The organism is Pseudomonas sp. NFACC46-3, assembly GCF_900114515.1.
In the GTDB taxonomy this organism is placed as follows: Bacteria; Pseudomonadota; Gammaproteobacteria; order Pseudomonadales; family Pseudomonadaceae; genus Aquipseudomonas; species Aquipseudomonas fluorescens_Q.
This window is the reverse complement of record NZ_FOTH01000017.1, coordinates 125,652-144,717: the sequence shown is the minus strand read 5'-3', so window position 1 is coordinate 144,717 and position 19,066 is coordinate 125,652. Positions and strand designations below refer to the sequence as shown.

General features: G+C 61.0%; 15 protein-coding genes. 10 read left to right on the top strand and 5 right to left on the bottom strand.

The genetic code is table 11. The annotated features are described in order from the left end of the window. Positions 1-274 (top strand): group II intron maturase-specific domain-containing protein (locus tag BM300_RS18065; protein ID WP_305882549.1); only part of this gene is annotated, 274 nt, incomplete at its 5' end. Between the two features lie 105 nt (positions 275-379). Here the strand turns inward: BM300_RS18065 and BM300_RS18060 are convergent. Next, positions 380-4,348: a DUF6543 domain-containing protein gene (locus BM300_RS18060; protein ID WP_092463464.1), complete on the bottom strand. Its 3,969-nt coding sequence runs from the start codon at positions 4,346-4,348 to the stop codon at positions 380-382. Between the two features lie 192 nt (positions 4,349-4,540). On the opposite strand from BM300_RS18060, the gene prmA reads away from it, so the two are divergent. The 7 genes from prmA (at position 4,541) to BM300_RS18025 (ending at position 14,193) form a co-directional block, all read left to right on the top strand. Next, positions 4,541-5,419, top strand: coding sequence for a 50S ribosomal protein L11 methyltransferase (gene prmA, locus BM300_RS18055; protein ID WP_092147072.1), 879 nt, complete (start codon positions 4,541-4,543; stop codon positions 5,417-5,419). 30 nt (positions 5,420-5,449) lie between these two features. Then, positions 5,450-6,667, top strand: a complete 1,218-nt coding sequence (locus BM300_RS18050) for a DUF3426 domain-containing protein (RefSeq protein WP_092463462.1) — start codon at positions 5,450-5,452, stop codon at positions 6,665-6,667. Between the two features lie 185 nt (positions 6,668-6,852). After that, positions 6,853-7,860, top strand: coding sequence for a tRNA dihydrouridine synthase DusB (gene dusB, locus BM300_RS18045; RefSeq protein WP_092147068.1), 1,008 nt, complete (start codon positions 6,853-6,855; stop codon positions 7,858-7,860). Beyond that, the gene (gene fis, locus BM300_RS18040) at positions 7,857-8,177 is read left to right on the top strand and encodes a DNA-binding transcriptional regulator Fis (protein WP_003186237.1); all 321 of its coding nucleotides are present in this window, start codon (positions 7,857-7,859) and stop codon (positions 8,175-8,177) included. The genes dusB and fis overlap by 4 nt, the downstream gene beginning before the upstream one ends. A gap of 83 nt (positions 8,178-8,260) precedes the next feature. Next, the gene (purH, locus tag BM300_RS18035; protein ID WP_063323116.1) at positions 8,261-9,868 is read left to right on the top strand and encodes a bifunctional phosphoribosylaminoimidazolecarboxamide formyltransferase/IMP cyclohydrolase; all 1,608 of its coding nucleotides are present in this window, start codon (positions 8,261-8,263) and stop codon (positions 9,866-9,868) included. 140 nt (positions 9,869-10,008) lie between these two features. Beyond that, positions 10,009-11,304: a phosphoribosylamine--glycine ligase gene (gene purD / locus BM300_RS18030; protein ID WP_063323117.1), complete on the top strand. Its 1,296-nt coding sequence runs from the start codon at positions 10,009-10,011 to the stop codon at positions 11,302-11,304. Positions 11,305-11,403: 99 nt separating this feature from the next. Further along, positions 11,404-14,193, top strand: a complete 2,790-nt coding sequence (locus BM300_RS18025) for a hybrid sensor histidine kinase/response regulator (RefSeq protein WP_063323118.1) — start codon at positions 11,404-11,406, stop codon at positions 14,191-14,193. A 15-nt stretch (positions 14,194-14,208) separates the two neighbouring features. Here BM300_RS18025 and BM300_RS18020 read toward each other — a convergent pair whose 3' ends face one another. The 3 genes from BM300_RS18020 to BM300_RS18010 all read right to left on the bottom strand — a co-directional run bounded on the left by BM300_RS18020 (position 14,209) and on the right by BM300_RS18010 (position 16,473). Continuing rightward, positions 14,209-14,886 (bottom strand): hypothetical protein, encoded by a 678-nt coding sequence (locus BM300_RS18020; RefSeq protein WP_092147066.1) that lies wholly within the window; start codon positions 14,884-14,886, stop codon positions 14,209-14,211. Continuing rightward, on the bottom strand, positions 14,883-15,599 hold the full coding sequence (locus BM300_RS18015) for a hypothetical protein (protein WP_092147064.1): 717 nt from the start codon (positions 15,597-15,599) through the stop codon (positions 14,883-14,885). Before BM300_RS18015 ends, BM300_RS18020 begins: the two co-directional genes overlap by 4 nt. A gap of 64 nt (positions 15,600-15,663) precedes the next feature. Then, entirely contained in the window at positions 15,664-16,473 is an 810-nt protein-coding gene (locus tag BM300_RS18010; protein ID WP_092463460.1) for a hypothetical protein, read from the bottom strand. Positions 16,474-16,707: 234 nt separating this feature from the next. Between BM300_RS18010 and BM300_RS18005 the strand changes: the two genes are divergently transcribed. Beyond that, positions 16,708-17,304 carry a MarC family protein gene (locus BM300_RS18005; RefSeq protein ID WP_014336378.1) on the top strand — a complete coding sequence of 199 codons (597 nt, stop codon included), beginning with the start codon at positions 16,708-16,710 and terminating at the stop codon, positions 17,302-17,304. A gap of 3 nt (positions 17,305-17,307) precedes the next feature. Here BM300_RS18005 and BM300_RS18000 read toward each other — a convergent pair whose 3' ends face one another. Further along, entirely contained in the window at positions 17,308-18,147 is an 840-nt protein-coding gene (locus BM300_RS18000) for a hypothetical protein (protein WP_063323122.1), read from the bottom strand. Positions 18,148-18,364: 217 nt separating this feature from the next. Here BM300_RS18000 and BM300_RS17995 point away from each other — a divergent pair, with 217 nt between their 5' ends. Then, the gene (locus tag BM300_RS17995) at positions 18,365-19,015 is read left to right on the top strand and encodes a hypothetical protein (RefSeq protein ID WP_063323123.1); all 651 of its coding nucleotides are present in this window, start codon (positions 18,365-18,367) and stop codon (positions 19,013-19,015) included. The last annotated feature ends 51 nt before the right edge of the window (positions 19,016-19,066 follow it).

The window sequence follows — 19,066 nt, the reverse complement described above, 5'->3', positions numbered from 1 at the left end:
TCAGAGCAAGAAGCCACTTGAGGAGTTGGACGGATGGGTGCGACGTAAGCTTCGGTGTGCCATCTGGCGCCAATGGAAGCAGCCCTCGACGAGGGCGCGCAACTTAATGCGCTTGGGGCTTGGCGAAGCTCGTGCCTGCAAGTCAACGTCGAATGGCCGCGGCCCATGGTGGAACTCGGGGGCGTCGCATATGAATCAGGCGCTGCCGAAGAAACTGTGGAACCAACTCGGACTGGTCTCGATACTGGACACGATCAACGGCTTATCTGCATAACCTGAACCGCCGTATACGGAACCGTACGTACGGTGGTGTGAGAGGACGGCGGATGCAAATCCGCCTCCTACTCGATCCTGTTCTTCAGGATGACAATCCAGTGGGTCAGCTCAGCGCCACCGTAGGGAACGCGTGGGCTTCGATCTGCGCCGCAGTCGCCGGCCGCCCCTGCGGGGTGAGCACGGCACCACTGGCATTGGCCACCAGCGGCTCGCTGCGCACGCGCGTCATGAACCCACGGGCCCGCACCGACACCGGATCAGAACCCTGTTTCGCCCTCGCCAGCACCGGTATGTAGTAGCGTTCGACCTGAGTGCGGGACGTCTTGAATACCGACGTCACGCCATTGCGCAAATCCAGCGACACACCATAGGTATTGCCGAAGCAGGACGAATACGACCAATGATCCCAGGTGGGCCGCAGCCCCTGGCGCCGCATCGCCGACCTGACCCGCCCGCCGATGTCCGCCCCCGTCAACCAGTCGCCACCCACCAGGGTCGAACGAATATCCTTTGCGCTGGCTCCCAGGCGTTGCGTCACGTCCCGGAGGCTGCGCTCGATCAGCGCGCGGATATTGTGATCGAAATGGATCACTGCCCCTGTCTTGGTGGCCGGGTTATACAATGACGCGATCACGCACGTCTGCGCGTTCAGGGAGAACAGATAGTTGTCCGCCGCGGCCTCGCTGAACCTTGCCACCACAGCCTCGCCCTGCAACGCCCCCCTTGATACGTCCGGGAAGACATGGGCGGGAAACGCCTCCCGCAGATCGCTCACTCGGCCGAGGACAAGCACTTGATCATTGCCTCCTTTCAAGCCGACGTCGTTGTGTACCCACTTGCCCTTCCCCACCCTGCGGATAGGCAGGTTGTACAAGGCACCGGGGCGACTGGCATCCACCAGGCACAAACCACCGAAGTAAGGGTCTTCCTTCACTTGGTAGTACTTGCCTTTACTGCGGATGTAATAAGTAGTGTGTGGCTGCGATACGCTGGACGGGCTGCGATAGGTGCCCTCAAAGAGGCTCTCCCCGGTTACCAGCTCCAGATTCTCAGGCGCTTTGCCAACTGCCTGTTTCGGCTTGAAATGTATGGGCTGGATGACTGGCCCGGTCTCTTTGGCAATCAGCGGCGTCACGCGTCTCAAGCGCTGCTCGGACAGTGACACAGGCTTCACGACAAGCTTCAGGCTCCTGGCTGCCCGCCCCAGTAGCGGAGCAAGGGTCCCGCCCCCCAAGGCTGCGAACAACAGGCCCCAGGAAGCCATCAACCAGTGGCCCAACGCACGATCCGTGTCGCCCTGCCCATGCGCCTCGGCGGCCTGTTTGACGCTGACGGCAATGAAGGCGACATCCAGCAGCAAGGCGAAGGGCGGATAAACCAGGCACACGGGAGCCGATGCAAACAGCAGCCCCTTGATGACCTGCCGCCTGATCACCTCGGCGCGACTCTTGGTGACGTCTTCCACATCGCTGATGGCGCGCTCGATGTAGGCATCGAACTCCGCCTGGATATCGTTCACTCGATTGAACTCGCGCAATGTGTCGACGCCAATGCTCGTCGCCGCCAGCGCCGCCAATGAACGCCTGACGGCCGCGCGGGCGCCGAGGGCAACCCGTTCCAGCACATAGTCATGCAAGCGCGTGGCGACCGCCCCGGAAAAGTCCTGGTACCGGCGAAACGTGACTCCGTCCGGAGCATCGGGCGTGTACAGCCAATAGGCGCCCTTCGGGTCGAAGTAGGCAAAGACATAGGCGCCCATCACGATATGGCCGCCGATGGAAAACCTGATCACCCCTTCGCGCTGCACGACGCTCCCCGAATACACCGGACCGGACGCCGACACCGACTCACCCAGAAGGGTGACTTGCCGGGTGAGCCACCAGAACTCACTGGCACCCAACTGGGATTTGCCCGTTGCGACACGCAGGTCACGGTCCATCCGGGTCAACAGCAGGTTGCGGTAGGCATTGCGCCGCTGGGCGTATTCCGGGGCACGGGCATCGAGAAACCTGCGGCGGACCTGTCGCGCATATTGCTCACCCAGGTATGCCCGCCGGATATAGGACGCAAGCTCCGCACTGCGGACCTGCCCCAGGTCCTGCCCCACCGACGAGCGCACACCTTTTCTGGGATTGTCGATACCCGAGTTGTCGTCATACCCGTGGATGGCAAGCTCCAGCAGGCTGGCGACTTTGGTCTTGCCGTCTGCCAAGCCCGGGTTGTAGTCGATGAGCACCGTCGCAGGATCGACCGGTGCCTGCACGCCCTTGCTGCGCATGTAAGGCGCAATCGCCTGCGTGACGATACGCTTGGCGAAATCCACGAAGACTTCGTAACCCACCAACTGCTGATTGAACACCTGCTGATGGACCACCAGCTCCTGACTCAAGGTGCTGATGTTTCGCCGCGCATCGAGCGGCAGGGCGGCGTACCAGCGAGGCGCTTCGTCCAGTTCCACTTGCGCCAGGTTGTTGTCCAGGCCCCTTGCTACGATGTCTTCAAGGCATGCCCTGAAACCTTCCACCGCGCCCCTGGGATCCTGGCTTGAATCCCATGTCGCCGGCTTGTCTGCCACGCGGGTAAAGTACTCCCGGGCCACGCTTCGGTCCGCTGGAGAAATCCGTTGCAGCAGGTACTCGCGGCCGGCTTCGCTGCGGGTCCAGGCACCTATCTCCACACTCACGGCCCAAAGCGAGGGCAATTCGATCCACTCCTGGCCATCCGGCTTGTCGGGGGCGTACAGCAGCAGGTCGCCTTGCAGGTCCTGGCGATGGAACAGGAGAAAGTCGGCACACTTCAACGCGTTTGGAAGTACCAGGCAACTGACCCGTAGAACGCCGACGGACGATGCCGAAGCCTCGCCCTCCCATAGCGCCTTGACGGCCTCATGGTTGGCCACCGTCAAGTGACCCGCACAGCGGGCAATGAACGCACTTTGCTGCAAGCGTGCCGTGAACCAATCGAGCATGGCGTCTTTCAGATCCCCTCGGCCATACCGCTCGACCAATGCCTGCCGGTACCCGGCCGGGGCATCGAGCTCTGCCAGCATTTGGCTGATGAACGCCGGGGAAAGCGGCTGGTTACGCAGCATGGCGCCGTTTTCCACCAGGAACACCGACACGGCGTCCGGCCTGACTGGACCGGCCGCCAGCAGCTCGCTCAGGCTGCGGGTTTGCACCGGCTGCCCCATTACACTTCGCCATTGCAACTGCACTCGAATGCTGTCCGGCTGGACCTCCATGTCCCGTTCACGTCGGACATAGTCCTTGGCCAGGTGCCGGGCAAAAGCCTGCAGCGAAGCCAGGCCATCGAGCAGCCCATCCAGCAACGCCTGGGCCTGGGTAGTCTGGTCCTGGAAAGCCTTCAGCTTTTTACGATCAACTTCGCCTAGCCCTCGCAACCAATCAGGCAACTGCAAACGCGCGATGGCCTCGAGGTCTTGACGCTCCTGCGTCGTCGCCAATGCGGTCAATTGACTCATCTGCCGCCAGCGGTGCTGGAGCGCTTCGATTTTCTCCCTGAGCTCATCGCCCCCCTGGCCCTCCAGCGGACCAGGCTGGAACAGCAGCTCAACTGCAGCCATGTGCTCATCGAGCTTGTGCCCGAGCAGCGCTTCAAGCGAGGCGTCGCGCTCCGCCATTCGCCAATGACGTCGCAAATAGTCTTTGTAGTGATAAATAAAACCCGAGGCGACACTCTCCACCGCCTGGACGATAACCGCCTGGCGCTCAGTCGGGAAACCCAGGTCAGCCCCGTCCGGCCAGCGATAGGGCGCATCCTGCTCTTCATCGCTAACCAGTGGTTTCTGATCGATCATGCGCTGCAACACCGTGTCGAGCAGGGTGTCAATGAAGTGAGGATCGATGTTGCCTTGGTGATAATGGGTGCGCAGCTCGACCAGCAGGTACTCCTCCAGTACCTCCAGCAAGCTCATCTGGGTTTGCAGTCGCGCGTCGATAGCCACCTGCCAACGCGTCAATCTCTCCAGGGTCATTTGTACAGTCGCCGCCTGCGGGGAAGAGACCGACCCCGTGCGCGCCATGTTGCTTTGCCGTTCGGCAGTGATGTCCATACACATTCCTCCCTGCTGTGTGGACCGGCACCTTATCCGCCCGGCGATACGCCCATGGCATACATATATATATCGAAACACCCACCCGGATGGCGCGAGACTCGCTTATCCACTTTGGCGGCGACCTGGCGTACACTGCGCGCCTTTGCAGCCCTGCGCTGCCCCCTGTAGATTTTTCCAAAGGTGCCCGCCATGCCTTGGCTGCAAGTACGTCTGGCCATCAGCCCGGAACAAGCCGAAACCTACGAAGACGCGTTTCTTGAAGTAGGCGCCGTATCGGTAACCTTCATGGACGCCGAAGACCAGCCGATCTTCGAGCCGGAGCTCAACACCACCCCGCTGTGGTCCCACACCCACCTGCTGGCCCTGTTCGAAGGCGGCACCGAGGCGGCCAGCGTGCTGGCCCACCTCGAGCTGCTGACCGGCAGCCCGCTGCCCGAGCATCACAGCGAAGTGATCGAGGACCAGGACTGGGAACGCAGCTGGATGGACAATTTCCAGCCGATGCGTTTCGGCCAGCGCCTGTGGATCGTCCCGAGCTGGCACGCTGCGCCAGAGCCAGACGCAGTCAACCTGCTGCTGGATCCGGGCCTGGCGTTCGGCACCGGCACCCACCCGACCACCGCACTGTGCCTGGAATGGCTCGACGGCCAGGACCTGAAGGGCTGCAACGTACTCGACTTCGGCTGCGGTTCGGGGATCCTGGCGATTGCCGCGCTGCTGTTGGGCGCCAGGGAAGCAGTAGGCACCGACATCGACGTCCAGGCCCTGGAAGCGTCCCGCGACAACGCCGGGCGAAACAACATTGCCGAAGCATCGTTCCCGCTGTACTTGCCGCAGGACTTGCCACAGGTCCAGGCCGACGTCCTGGTGGCCAACATCCTCGCCGGCCCGCTGGTGTCCCTGGCGCCGCAACTGTCGAGCCTGGTCAAGCCGGGCGGACGCCTGGCACTGTCAGGCATCTTGGCCGAACAGGGTGAAGAAGTCGCCGCCGCTTATGCCGCGGACTTTGACCTGGACCCGATCGCCAATCGCGATGGCTGGGTGCGCATCACCGGACGTCGGCGCTAGAATGACCGCCTGTATCCACCGGATTGCCGCATGACTGACAGTTTCGTCACCCAGTGCCCGCATTGCCATACCCGTTTTCGCGTCAGCCATGCTCAATTGAGCGTGGCCCGCGGGGTGGTTCGTTGCGGCTCGTGCCTGCAAGTGTTCAATGCCGCACGACAGTTGCTGGAACAACGCACTGCCAAACAAGCGGCGCCTGCCGTCGTGCCGACCTCCAAGCCGGCGGTCGAAGCCCCGCCCCGGGCGATCAGCCAGAAACAATGGAGCGCTGCCGAGCTGGATCTGGATGATCTGGACAAGGAACTGGCGCGCCTGGAGCGGCGCGACAATCGCGCGCCAGGAAATACCGGCCGGCGCCGGGAAGACAACCTCAGCGCGCAACGCGACTCGCTCTCCAGCGAACAGCAAGCCTGGCCCGACAGCCTGTACAGCGAATCTTCCAGCGAGCGCGCCGAAGCCGTCCTCCAGGACACCATCGAACCGTTCGAACCCCACGAGCCGGCCCGGCCACCGCGCACTGAGCCGTCGCTATCCCTGGCCCTTGAACCACTGGAACCGGACGACGAGCCTGCCGCCCCTCTCCACCTGGCGCCGGACGACGAACACCTCGAGCGCCTGTCCGCCACCGACGACCACGACGACGAACCCGAGCAGTTGGCACCGTTGCGCAAGTCACGGGAACGCCAGGAGCCGGGGATACGCGCCGAAGCCCTCCACGACCTGGACGACGACCCGCTGCAACTGGACTGGCGCAAACGCCGCTCGCCCTGGGGCCGACGCTTGTTGTGGGGCCTGCTGATACTGCTCGCCAGTGCGGCCCTGGGCGGCCAGTACATCGCCTACCATTTCGAAGAACTGGCCCGCCAGGACCAGTACCGGCCGTGGTTCCTGCAAATCTGTCCGACCATCGGCTGCGAAGTACCGTCCAAGGTCGACATCGCCAAGATCAAGAGCAGCAACCTGGTGGTGCGCAGCCATCCGGAGTTCAGCGGTGCCCTGGTGGTGGACGCGATCATCTACAACCGTGCGCCCTTCTCCCAACCTTTTCCGTTGCTGGAACTGCGCTTTGCCGACCTCAACGGACACCTGATCGCCAGCCGTCGCTTCAAGCCCGGCGAGTACCTGGGTGGCGACCTTGAGGACCGCGGCGAAATGCCGCCCCAGACGCCCATTCACATCGCGCTGGATATCCTGGACCCTGGCCCCAAAGCGGTGAACTACAGTCTGAGCTTCCATTCCCCGGAATGAAGCCGGCCAGGGTCGGCCAATTGACGGCAACTTTCTGACTGACCCTACCCAGACCAAACCGCTGGCGATAACAAAATAGCTGTTCAGATTTTATCCAATTCGATCTTTATCCAGTCATCGAGAGCGGGTATCATGCCAACCCTTTTTCGAAGTCTCATGATCCGACCCCACTTCAGGGAAGTCCTATGTCGGCGGTACGCATCGGCCCATATACATTGCAGAACGGCCTGATTCTCGCCCCTATGGCGGGGGTCACCGACCAGCCCTTTCGTCAGCTGTGCAAGCGACTGGGTGCAGGATTGGTGGTTTCGGAAATGGTCACCAGCGACATGAGTTTGTGGAACACCCGCAAATCGCGTCTGCGCATGATCCACGAAGGTGATCCCGAGCCCCGCTCGGTACAGATCGCCGGTGGCGACGCACAGATGCTGGCGGAAGCGGCCCGGGCGAACGTCGAGCTGGGGGCGCAGATCATCGACATCAACATGGGTTGCCCGGCAAAAAAAGTCTGCAACAAGGCCGCAGGCTCGGCACTGTTGAAAGATGAAGCGCTGGTCACCGAGATCCTGCAGGCGGTCGTCGCCGCGGTCGATGTGCCGGTGACCCTGAAGATCCGCACCGGGTGGGACCGGGAGAACAAGAATGGCCTGGTGGTGGCGAAGATCGCCGAACAGGCGGGCATCACGGCGCTGGCGGTCCACGGCCGCACCCGTGCCGACCTGTACACCGGCGACGCCGAGTACGACACCATCGCCGCGATCAAGCAGGCGGTGTCGATTCCGGTGTTTGCCAATGGCGACATCGATTCGCCCGAGAAGGCCCGGTACGTGCTCGACGCGACCGGTGCCGATGGCCTGTTGATCGGCCGGGCCGCCCAGGGGCGGCCATGGATTTTTCGTGAGATCGAACACTTCCTGCGCACGGGCGAAAAGCTCGCGGCGCCGCAGTTGTCCGAGGTGGAACGTATTCTGCTAGAGCATCTGGCCGCGCTACATGCCTTCTACGGAGAAGTCATGGGCGTACGCATCGCTCGCAAGCATGTGGGCTGGTATCTCGCAACCCTGCCGGGCGCCAGGGAGTTTCGCGCCCGTTTCAATCGTTTGGATGGTACGCAAGCACAATGCGCCGACGTTCAGGCGTTCTTCGCTGAGCGTTACAAGAGCCTGACAGGGGACGAAGGGGTGGCCGCATGACGATGATGACCGAGACTTTAGTGAGTGGAACAACACCCGTGAGCGACAACGTGAATTTGAAACAGCACCTCAATACGCCCAGCGAAGAAGGCCAGACCCTTCGCGGGAGTGTCGAGAAGGCGCTGCACAATTATTTCGCCCACCTTGAGGGCGCTGCCGTCACGGATGTGTACAACCTGGTGCTTTCCGAAGTCGAGGCGCCTCTGCTCGAAAGCGTGATGAACTACGTCAAGGGCAACCAGACCAAAGCCAGTGAGCTGCTGGGCCTGAACCGCGGCACCCTGCGCAAGAAACTCAAGCAGTACGATCTGCTGTAAGCATTCAATCAAACCAGAAAGGCGCCCGCGTAAAAAACGGTCGCCTTTTTTGCTGACTTCCCTTGCTTTTGATGGAAATTGAAATGACCGACCAGACCACCCGCCTGCCGATCCGCCGCGCCTTGATCAGCGTCTCCGACAAGACCGGGATCCTCGAATTCGCCCGCGAGCTGCAACAGCTGGGCGTCGAGATTCTCTCCACCGGCGGGACCTTCAAGCTGCTGCAGGACAACGGCGTCGCCGCAGTGGAAGTCGCGGACTACACCGGTTTTGCAGAAATGATGGACGGTCGGGTCAAGACCCTGCACCCGAAAATCCACGGCGGGATCCTGGGCCGTCGCGGCATCGACGACGCCATCATGAACGAACACGGCATCAAGCCGATCGACCTGGTAGCGGTCAACCTCTACCCGTTCGAAGCCACCATCAACAAGCCCGGCTGCGACCTGCCGACTGCCATCGAGAACATCGACATCGGCGGCCCGACCATGGTCCGCTCGGCGGCCAAGAACCACAAGGACGTGGCCATCGTGGTCAACGCCAGCGACTACGCCAGCGTGCTGGAAAACCTCAAGGCCGGCGGCCTGACCTACGCCCAGCGTTTCGACCTGATGCTCAAGGCCTTCGAACACACCGCCGCCTACGACGGCATGATCGCCAACTACATGGGCACCGTGAACCAGGCCGCTGAAACCCTGTCGACCGAAGGCCGCAGCGAATTCCCGCGCACCTTCAACACCCAGTTCGTCAAGGCCCAGGAAATGCGCTACGGCGAGAACCCGCACCAGAGCGCGGCGTTCTACGTGGAAGCCAAGCCTGCCGAAGTCGGCATTGCCACCGCCACCCAGTTGCAGGGCAAGGAACTGTCGTTCAACAACGTGGCCGACACCGACGCCGCGCTGGAATGCGTGAAGAGCTTCGTCAAGCCCGCCTGCGTGATCGTCAAGCACGCCAACCCGTGCGGCGTGGCGGTGAGCCCGGACGCCGAGGGCGGCATCCGCCAGGCCTACGAACTGGCCTACGCCACCGACACCGAATCGGCCTTCGGCGGCATCATCGCCTTCAACCGTGAGCTGGACGCCGCGACCGCCAAGGCCATCGTCGAGCGCCAGTTCGTCGAAGTGATCATCGCCCCTTCGGTCACTGAAGAAGCCCGCGCCATCGTTGCCGCCAAGGCCAACGTTCGCCTGCTGGCCTGCGGCCAATGGTCGGCCGACCGTGTGCCGGCCTGGGACTACAAGCGCGTCAATGGCGGCCTGCTGGTCCAGAGCCGCGACATTGGCATGATCGGCAGCGAAGACCTGAAAGTAGTGACCAAGCGCGCCCCGAGCGAGCAGGAAATCAACGACCTGATCTTCGCCTGGAAAGTCGCCAAGTACGTAAAATCCAACGCCATCGTCTACGCCAAGAACCGCCAGACCATCGGTGTCGGCGCCGGCCAGATGAGCCGCGTGAACTCGGCCCGCATCGCCGCCATCAAGGCTGAGCACGCCGGCTTGCAGGTACAAGGCGCGGTCATGGCCTCCGATGCGTTCTTCCCGTTCCGCGACGGCATCGACAACGCGGCCAAGGTCGGCATCACCGCCGTGATCCAGCCGGGTGGTTCGATGCGTGACAACGAAGTGATCGCCGCTGCTGATGAGGCAGGGATTGCGATGGTATTCACCGGCATGCGCCACTTCCGTCACTAATTTGCTTGATCGTACCCACGCTCTGCGTGGGCACGCAGCCCGGGACGCTCTGCGTCCCTGGACGCAGAGCGTCCGTAGAGGCATTCCCACGCAGAGCGTGGGAACGATCAGCCCCATCAGCGTCATCCGAGGTTTTTGAAATGAATGTTTTGATCATTGGCAGCGGTGGCCGCGAACACGCCCTGGCCTGGAAAGTGGCCCAGGATCCACGCGTGCAGAAGGTTTTCGTAGCACCGGGCAATGCCGGCACCGCCATCGAAGCCAAATGCGAAAACGTCGCCATCGACGTGCTGGCCCTGGAACAACTGGCCGACTTCGCCGAGAAGAACGTCTCGCTGACCATCGTCGGCCCGGAAGTGCCGCTGGTCGCCGGCGTGGTCGATCTGTTCCGCTCCCGTGGCCTGGACTGCTTCGGCCCGACCGCCGGTGCCGCGCAGTTGGAAGGCTCGAAAGCGTTCACCAAGGATTTCCTGGCGCGTCACAAGATCCCGACCGCCGACTACCAGAACTTCACCGAAATCGAACCGGCCCTGGCGTACCTGCGCGAGAAAGGCGCACCGATCGTGATCAAGGCCGACGGCCTGGCTGCCGGTAAAGGTGTGATCGTTGCCATGACCCTGGCCGAAGCCGAAGACGCCGTGCGCGACATGCTCGCCGGCAACGCCTTCGGTGACGCCGGTTCCCGCGTGGTGATCGAAGAGTTCCTCGACGGCGAGGAAGCCAGCTTCATCGTTATGGTCGATGGCAAGAACGTCCTGCCAATGGCCACCAGCCAGGACCACAAGCGTGTCGGCGACGGCGACAGCGGCCCGAACACCGGCGGCATGGGTGCCTACTCCCCGGCCCCGGTGGTGACCGCCCAAGTACACCAGCGCGTCATGGACCAGGTGATCTGGCCGACCGTGCGCGGCATGGCCGAGGAAGGCAACGTCTACACCGGTTTCCTCTATGCCGGCCTGATGATCGACAAGGCTGGTAACCCAAAAGTCATCGAATTCAACTGCCGTTTCGGCGATCCTGAGACCCAGCCGGTGATGCTGCGCCTGCAATCGAGCCTGGTCCTGCTGGTCGAGGCCGCACTGGCCCAGGCACTGGACAAGGTCGAAGCCCAATGGGACCCGCGCCCAAGCGTCGGTGTCGTATTGGCGGCTGGCGGTTACCCCGGCGACTACGCCAAGGGTAGCGCGATCCAGGGCCTGGATGCCGCAGCCCGCCTGGAAGGCAAGGTCTTCCATGCAGGCACGGCGTTGAAGGACGGGCAAGTGGTCACCGCCGGCGGTCGCGTGCTTTGCGCCACCGCCATGGGCGCCAGTGTCGACGAAGCTCAGCAGCAGGCCTACAAGCTTGCCGCCGAGATCGACTGGGAAGGTTGCTTCTACCGCAAGGACATTGGCTACCGCGCCATTGCCCGCGAGCGTGGCGAAAATCTGGAATAACCCAGCCATTCAGCCAGGCAAGGGTCTTCGGCCCTTGCCTGACTGTTCCGGCGCCGCGCATAGTTATACTCTGGCATCAACCTACGAAGGGATTTCGCCGTGCGCTGGCTCAGGATTGCCATAGGCCTTACCGTCACCTTGCTGACGTTGCTCTGCATGCTCCCGGCCCAGGCCGCGCCAGGCAGTGGCTGGGCCGTATTGCTCGACGAACAGGGCGACCTGACGCTGAGCGACATCCGTTCTGCCCGCTACACCAATCAATTCAGCCCCATCGACCTGGACCGTCTCCAGGCCGCCGAGCCCGGCGGGGCATTGTGGTTGCGTTTCCGCCTGGCCCCCGACCGGCATGAACAGATCCTGCGCATCTTCGCGCCCGACCTGTCGCGCCTGAACCTCTACGTGCTGGACGGCGATACCCTGGTTGACCAGCAAGTCAGCGGCAATGCCACGCCGCACACCGAACCTGCGGTCCCCAGCAACGATTTGATGCTGCCCCTGCCACGCAGCGACAAATCGCTGGACGTCTACCTGCGGCTGTCCTCGCGCCATGAACTGCGCCCCTACATCACCTTGCAATCGGCAGTCGTGGCCGCGGCCGATCAGAACCAGACACTGATCTATGGGTTGCTGTTCGGCTGCATCGCCATGCTGGTGCTGCACAACCTTACCCGCTACGCCTACACCCGTTCACGCAGTTGCCTGTGGCTGGCAGCCTGTGAAGGACTGCTGATGCTCAGCCTGGCGCTGTTGCTGAATCTGGCCGGAGCCTGGCTGCCCGACTGGCCAGCCGTCCAGACGCCCGGAGCCTACCTGGCCTTGTTGCTGACGGCGCCCTGCGGCCTGATGTTCGCCTACCGTTTCTTCGCGCCCCTGGGGCCGCACCCGTTGAATCGGCTGCTGCTGGGGGACATCGTGCTCGTCATGCTGTGCAGCCTGTTGCTGTTGTTCGTCAATACGCTGCCGCTCAATATCATGACCTATGCCCTCGTGGCCCTGGCCGGCCTGAGCATGCTGCTCGTCAGCGCCTGGCACTGGCAAAAGGGCTACCGCCCAGCCCGGCTGTTCGTCGCGGCCATGGTGGTCTTCAACCTGGGCACGCTGATCATCCTTCCGGCACTGCAAGGGCTCACGGAGGTTCCTCCCCAGGGCTTGATCATCACCCTGCTGATCTTCATCTGCATCAGCGGCCTGTTGATGAGTGTCGCCCTGGGCGAGCGCCAGCGCTCGATCAACGAGAGCCGGTTCAGCATCAGCCGCGACCTGGCGGCGAGCAATGCCGAGATCAATGCCAAGGCCGAGTTCCTGGCCAAGATCAGCCACGAGATCCGCACCCCGATGAACGGCGTGCTGGGCATGACCGAACTGCTGCTGGGCACGCCGTTGTCGGTCAAGCAACGCGACTACGTGCAGACGATCCACAGCGCCGGCAATGAGCTGCTGACCCTGATCAACGAGATCCTCGACATCTCCCGGCTCGAATCCGGGCAGATCGAACTGGACGACGTGCAGTTCGACCTCAATGCACTGATCGAGGATTGCCTGAGTATCTTCCGCGCCAAGGCCGAACAGCAGAATGTCGAGCTGATCAGTTTCATCCAGCCCCAGGTGCCGCGAGTGATCAGCGGTGACCCGACGCGACTGCGCCAGGCGCTGCTGAGCCTGCTGGAAAACGCCCTGAAGAAAACCGACGAGGGCGAAGTGCTGATCGTCGTCGCCCTCGACGAGCGCAGCAATCAGCCGCGCCTGCGCATCGCCGTGCAGGACAGCGGGACGCCGATGGACGCCGAAGAGCGCGACACGCTGATGCACGCCGAGCTGCATAGCAAGAATTTCCTGTCGGCCACGCGCCTGGGGGGCAACCTGGGCCTGGTCATCGCCCGTCAGTTGATCATCCTGATGCACGGGGAATTCGGTATCAAAAGCGGCAGCAACCAGGGCAGTACCTTGTGGCTGACCTTGCCGCTGGACCCGGATCGCCTCGAACATCCGACTGCCGACCTCGATGGCCCGCTGCAAGGGGCGCGGGTATTGATCGTCGACGACAACGACACCTGCCGCAAAGTACTGGTGCAACAGTGCAGCGCCTGGGGCCTGAACGTCAGTGCCGTGCCATCGGGCAAGGAAGCCCTGGCGCTGCTGCGCACCAAGGCGCACCTGCGCGATTATTTCGACGTGGTGTTGCTGGACCAGAACATGCCAGGCATGACCGGCATGCAACTGGCGGCCAAGATCAAGGAAGACCCGAGCCTGAACCACGACATCCTGTTGATCATGCTCACCGGTATCAGCAATGCACCGAGCAAGATCGTGGCACGCAACAGCGGGGTCAAGCGCATCCTCGCCAAACCGGTGGCCGGCTATACCCTCAAGACCACCCTGGCGGACGAGCTGAACCAGCGCAACCGGGGCCAGGCGACGAATGTACAGGTGAACGCCGGCCCTCCCCTCCCGGTGAAAGTGCCGAGCGATTTCCGCATCCTGGTGGCCGAGGACAACAGCATCTCCACCAAGGTCATCCGCGGCATGCTCGGCAAGCTCAACCTGCAACCCGACACCGCCAGCAACGGCGAAGAAGCCCTCAAGGCCATGAAGGAGCAGCGTTACGACCTGGTCCTGATGGACTGCGAAATGCCGATCCTCGACGGGTTTTCCGCCACCCAGCAATTGCGCGCCTGGGAAATGGGCAACCAGCGGACCCGCACTCCCGTGGTGGCGCTCACCGCCCACATCCTGGCCGAGCACAAGGAACGCGCCCGCCAAGCCGGGATGGACGGGCACATGGCCAAGCCGGTGGAGTTGTCGCAACTGCGCGAGCTGATCGAGCATTGGGTGGCCCAGCGTGACCAGCAGAACCAGACCGTCGCGCATTCGTCCGAGGGCGTCCGCTGACGCCCGGAGCCCTGTTCAACATTTCAACGCATGAATATTACGGGTCGTCTCGGCGATAACGGCGCGCAGGACTTTTTCCCGGAACATTGAGTAATGCAGCGTGTTGAACGTCACGACCGCCATTTCTTCATGGCTGGTTTGCACAACCTCCTCTATCGGCCAAAAAAGGAAGGTCGAGAGCGTTTTACGAATGCTGAATTGCTTGTGGTAAAGCGCGACCTCTATTCGCCCAGGCGATTTCGGCAGGCAGGGAACCACCTGGAAGAACGCCGAATCATGCTGCAGGCTTGCCCGTTCGAATGCCGCAAGGGCATTGGGGTGGCGCTTCAGGGCGCCAATCGAATCAGTCGCCGAGCGCGCAAAGCGTTCATCGAATGACTGGGAGATTTGCCGGGCAACACTCTCGGCCATTGACCCCTCGCCCGCCTGTCCAGGCCTGAGGGGACGCGCCGAATCCCACCCCAGGTACCTGAGCGTGTTCCTGTAGTAGTTGAACCAACTGCCCACCAAACCGTCCTGATAAGCCGACCGCGTTGCCAACTGGGCATACAGGTTGCTCAGACAGATGTCTTCGCGATCCTGGGGAGACAGCCCCTGGCCGAACGACACGAGGCTTGCCCCCACGACCGCAGCCGGCGCGGGATCGCTGCTGTGAAACAGGCGCTCGCCGGCCTGTAGGCGTTCGCTATTCATCGCGCGGCCCCCCGTTCAACGTCGTCAGAAATATCAAAGACATGCTTCGTTGGCTTATCACCCAGCTTCCGTACGATCGCACCGCGCAGGGGAGCGTAAAGCTCTTTCGATAAGTTGGCCTGAAAGCATCTGGACTGAAGATTACCGACCACATTGGCGACGGACAGGCACTGACCGAGGGGGTTGGAGATTGCCAGTTGCGTGGTCTCATAGCTCAGGGAAACGCTGCTCAGCAAGGGGGCTCGCCGGGCCAGAATCACTTGCAGGCAGACCCTGCCAACGGCTTCATCGGTCTCTGACGGTGGCACGGGCTCCTTGCGCTTGCAGGTCTGCTCGCGCAGTTGCTCGATGGCCGGCAGGGTACCGGGCAACTGCGCGACACGGTTCAACAGGCGAGTGACTTCATCGGCCACTGTAGGATCGACATACTCCCCCAGTCGACACCCTAGCCAGTGCGCCGCATTGAAGTTGGATTGCTCATCGAGGGTGAAGTTGTCCCATGCTGCAGTCTTTTGCAACCAACCGTTCTTCAAGACGTCACGGTACTCGTCATACCATATTTGTGCCTGGGTATAAGCCGGATACTTCTTGTTGGCGACCAACTGCGCGAACAATACCGAATCCAACACATCGCTTTTTTCCTGCCCGGCCATATCCGGAGACACTATCACGACAGCGCCAGCATTAATAAAAACCGAATAACCATCATTCATTGCAATCACCTAGTTATTTTTATGATGGGCGACTACGGTGTAGTCGCCAGGTGGATTCACAAGATCAGAGTTCGTATGCTTCGATTTTCTTCTGTGCTCGATCGCCGAGTCGTTCGATAATGGTCGCACGTGTACGGTTAATAACGGACGGCACCATGGTCATGTGGCTTTCACCGCGATACAAGTCGACCGAACTGCTGTCCCAATTAACGAACAAGACCTGGGTCTGGTTCGTGCGCCTGATGAAACGCACGGCTCCCAGTGCCATGATGACTTCGCCATGCGGCGTCTCATGGCAGGCGGCGACGCCAAACCCTCCCGCACCAGACTCCTGGATGTTCTGGTCAAACACCCGGAGCGGCCTGTCACGGGTTTGCAAGGCCGCGATGGCATCGCTGGCGACCTTGAGCATCAGCAGTGACGCCGGCCCGGGCACCGCGGCGGCCGTCACCGCCGACCCCAGGATCTTCAGCACCAGTTGGTCCATCTTGAAGCTCTTGCCCGAGGCGGCAACCGCGTCATAGTACTTCTGCAGGACCGTCCAGCCGCAATCCTGCATCACTTGCAGGAAAAGTTGATACCACTCCTTACCCTGCTCATCACGTGGGTAGCGCTTATTAGCCACTAACGAAGCAAACAGATAAGAGTGCTGGATATCCGCCTGGTTCTGTTCGGACATTCCCGAAACAAAAGCCAGGATACCGTCACCCACAATCGAAGCGCGATCCGGTTTTTCCGGATAGTCAGCCGTCTCGCCAGGACGCACAATAAAAGCACGCGTCGACAACTCAAACGCCTCCGGCTCAACATCATAAGCACTCAAGCGCTCCAGACGATCAGCCAGGGTTACAACAGAATCATATTTAACGTTCATACTATTTCCTTATTTAATCAAGATCATCCTTGGATCCGAGAGTTGAACTTACGCAACCCACCTCATCACAACAAGCGCGCAACTGTAACCGTAAATAATCAAATTCAATGGCGTACAATCACCTGTAATGAAGTGGCATTTTCCTGGACTTGCATCTCGCCCTTGCCACGAGCCGACAGACATCCCGACGCCTGATAGACTCCACGTCAAATTCATTCGTCGCGAGCCTCAACCATGCTCCATGTGCTGTTCAGCGTTTACCTGAAGATGCTGGTGCTCTATAGCCCCTTCTTCGTGCTGTCGTGTTTTATCGGCCTGACTCGCGGCTATTCGCGCAAGGAACAACGCCGCCTGGCCTGGAAGGTTGCGACCGCGACGCTGGTCTCCAGCGTGTTGCTGTATTTGTTCGGGCGGGTGATTTTCAGCGTGTTCGGCATCACCGTGGACGCCTTCCGTATCGGCGCTGGCAGTGTGCTGTTCATTTCGGCCCTGGGCATGGCCCAGGGCAAGTCGGCCGTACAGACCGACAACGTGCAGCAGGACGTGACCATCGTCCCACTGACCATACCGTTGACCGTCGGCCCCGGCACCATCGGTGCCCTGCTCGTGATGGGCGTGAGCCAGCCGCACTGGGACGACAAACTCATGGCCATCATCAGCATCGCCCTGGCCAGTTTCACCGTCGGCGTGGTGCTTTACCTGTCCAGCCGCATCGAGCGGATCCTGGGTGACCAGGGCTTGCAGATCGTCAGCCGGCTGATGGGTTTGTTTGTCTGTGCGCTGGCGGCGCAGATCATCTTTACCGGCGTGAGAGGCTACCTGGTACCGTAGCCATCACGGCATGCTCAAGCGCACCTTGGGCTTGCGCCGGCTGAACCTCCTGCTCAGCACCTCCCGGCGATGTACGCCCAGATATTCCTCGATGTCCTGCCTGAACGCTTCATAACGCGCGGGGTTGAAGGTCACGAACGATTTTCCGCGGAAGATCTCCCGCGCCGAAGATTGCCAGTTCACGAAAACCACACCGCCGTTACTCGAAGTACCGGACTGTTTGATCGAGGCGGACGAGGCGATCAGGATTCCGTTGGCCAACTGCTCGCAAGGAATGACCGACAAACGCGCGCCTTCGGCCACCTTGACCTGGCTGTTGAACAGACGCATGGTCTCCTCATCCCGCTTCAAACCGTCAATCGTGGTGCTCACCACGGTACCCAGCACCGTCGCCGCCGGAACGCTGGCCTTCACGCCATCAATGATGCCCTTGACGATATCGCTGATCACGAAGTCCATGTCCACCCGCCGGGAACTCTCGGAGTAACGGGTGTAACCGTCATCGGCAACGAAACACCCGAGGTCTTGCAGGCATTGGATAAACGCGTCGTACCACGCCCGCGTATTTTTGCCGCCAGGAACTTCAAAGTTGGCCTCCATCATCGCCATGGTCATCAGGTTCTCCATGATCGCCATATTGTTGAGCGACATGTTGTTGCCATAGCCCACGAGCGCATCCCCCAACATGAGCGCATCCAGGTCCTTGTTCGGATTGTCATGCATCTGCACCACGGACCTGCGTACACGTCGACCCGCAGTGGCCAGCGCCTTACGCTTGTTGATACGTGCCTGGATCAACTCAACACTTTGCGCCACACTGGCTCCACTTTCGAACTGTTCCATAAAAACCTCCTTGGTTATATATAAGCCCGCTCCTGCGGACCGACTTCAATCTAATTTATTATTTTCAGGAACAACAACACTGACTGATTGCAGAATATTAACCCGCGCATGCCTTCAAATATCCAGACTCAATTCCACTGCCGACTTAATCAAGAACCACGTTCATCATTGCCCGCCCAACAAGCCAAACAACACACTTACTCTTGGCGGAAATATTATGAGCAATGAATTATTAACCGGATTGGTCACCGGCCCTAACCTGTTTTCGTATATCGGCGCACCCTCCCTGCAAGACCACGATGACATCGCCGATTGCAACAATATCGCTACCCGATCGGCCGACCTCGGCCATCATCGCTATGTAAATCCCAGGGGCTGGTTCGAAGAATATGCCCGCACCTTGAGTTTCCTCGGCTGGTCGCTGTATGGCGACTCCATCCATACACGCACACAACATCTCGTCTCGGGCTCCGTGGCGGATTTCCTGGTGCAGAGCGCCCACGCCATGAGGGATGCACAGCAGGCCAACGCAATGATCGATACTCTCGACACACTAAAAACCAATCACCCGGCCATCCTGTCCTTTGACAACGAAACCCAGGAAGGCGAGACCTTTCAAGTCGTCCCGGCCCGCTACGACTCACAAGGCAACCTTCATATCGCCCTGTTCAAACTCGAACTGAGCGTCGAGGTAAAGAGGCGCAGCTTCCTGTTCTGGAACTGGGAAGAGCGTTCAGCCAGGATCGTTCAACGCAAAGCGTTCCTGAAATTGGACCGAAGCGAACTCGACAACAAAAGGACACTTATCAACAAAGTCCTGGATGAACACTTGATGAGACGTTTTACCTTGAGAAGGAACGTCTCGTGAAACATTGATACTTCCAGGCCTGGCGTGGCGCAACGTCTTTACGGAATGACG